Source organism: Mesorhizobium sp. M1E.F.Ca.ET.041.01.1.1, from assembly GCF_003997355.1.
GTDB lineage: Bacteria > Pseudomonadota > Alphaproteobacteria > Rhizobiales > Rhizobiaceae > Mesorhizobium.
Genome location: NZ_RZSL01000927.1, coordinates 1 through 1,615, shown reverse-complemented (window position 1 = coordinate 1,615; position 1,615 = coordinate 1). Strand labels below are relative to the sequence as shown.

Annotated in this window: 2 protein-coding genes; one reads left to right on the top strand and one right to left on the bottom strand. The window is 66.3% G+C overall.

Annotation, left to right across the window (positions count from 1 at the left end; genetic code table 11):
* A partial coding sequence (locus tag EOA38_RS35980) for an NtaA/DmoA family FMN-dependent monooxygenase (RefSeq protein ID WP_127301451.1) occupies positions 1-768 on the top strand: 768 nt, incomplete at its 5' end.
* Here the strand turns inward: EOA38_RS35980 and EOA38_RS35975 are convergent.
* Positions 765-1,613, bottom strand: a complete 849-nt coding sequence (locus EOA38_RS35975) for a PhzF family phenazine biosynthesis protein (RefSeq protein ID WP_127301450.1) — start codon at positions 1,611-1,613, stop codon at positions 765-767. The genes EOA38_RS35980 and EOA38_RS35975 overlap by 4 nt on opposite strands.
* Positions 1,614-1,615 lie beyond the last annotated feature (2 nt).

The window sequence follows — 1,615 nt, the reverse complement described above, 5'->3', positions numbered from 1 at the left end:
GTCATCACCAGCCTGTGGCACCGCAAGGCGGCCGGCCATGACGGCCAAAGCTTCTCGGTGAGAGACCCGCTCGACATACCACCCTCGCCGCAGGGCGCGCCGGTGATGGTTCAGGCCGGCGCCTCCGACGACGGCAAGGATCTCGCCGCTCGGACCGCCGACGTCGTGTTCAGTGCGGCGCAGACTCTTAAGGAGGCCAAGGCCTTTTATGACGATCTCAAGGGGCGGCTGGCCGCCTATGGCCGCCAGCCGGACGACGTCAAGATCATGCCCGGCGTGGCGCCGATCGTCGCGGCAACAAAAGCCGAGGCACATGCAAAATACGATGCGCTGCAGGAGCTGATCCCCGACGATGTCGGTGTGGCGCTGCTTTCCAGCTATCTCAGCATTTCCGACCTCCGGCGCTATCCAATCGACGGACAGCTGCCCGAACTACCGGAGAGTGAAGGCATGAAAAGCCGGCAGGCTTTGGTCATCGAGCAGGCCCGGCGGGACGGCCTCTCGATCCGGGATCTCGCACGCTATTTCGCCGGCGCGCGCGGCCATTGGCGCGTCGTCGGCACGCCAGCGCAGATCGCCGACGAGTTGCAGGCGCGTTTCGAAGGCGGCGCGGCCGACGGTTTCAACGTCATGCCGTCCTGGTTTCCAGGTGAACTGGACGCCTTCGCGACACTGGTCGTGCCGGAACTGCAGCGACGCGGCCTGTTCCGCACTGACTATGAGGGCCGCACATTGCGCGAGCATCTCGGCCTGAAGCGGCCGGTCTAAGCGGCTTCGGCCTGTGCGTCCATCAGCCGAGCCGTCCCCGAAACCCTGATCGAGCTGCCGGGCGTCGGCGGAATGTCGGCATGGAGGCGCGAGCGGATGCCCATGTCCTCGCCCTGGACGATGTCGATCGAGCCGCCATGCGGCCAGTCGAGATCGCGCAGATAGCCGGCAAAGGCCGCGGTGGCGGCGCCCGTCGCCGGATCCTCGTAGACACCGCCCGAAGCGAAGGGATTGCGCGTGTGGAAGAGCCGCGGCGTTTCGGCAAAGGCGAGCAGGATCGTGATCAGCCTTTCGCGCCGCATCAGGGCCTGGCCCTGCTTGAAATCATAGGTCATGGCGGCCAGCGCCTCGCGCGACCTCAGCGCCAGCGCGAAATGGTCGGAGCCGCCATGGATGAGCGCCGGAGGAATGGCTGGATCGAGATCGCTTGCCGCGTAACCGAACAGCGCCAGCATTTCGGAGACAAGTCCCGGCGGTGCCGGCTTGCTGCGCGTCGGCGGAGACTGCAGCGCGGCGACAATGTTGGAACCGTCGCGGAATCCTTCGACGGTGATCCCGGCTTGATTGAGGGCCAGCGCGAAAATCCCGTCGCCGAACCGCCGGACCAGCCCGGCACCGAGCGCGATCGTGGCATGACCGCAGAACGGCACCTCCGATTCGGGCGAAAAATAGCGGACGCGCCAGCCATCGCCTTCCGGCGCGGCAAAGGCGGTTTCCGAAAAGCCGACCTCGGCCGCGACGCGCTGCATTTCGGCGGCATCCGGTAGGACGTCGCCAATCACGACGCCGGCCGGATTGCCGCCGGTGTTGCCGTCCGAAAATGCCGCTATGCGCAAAACGTCCATGT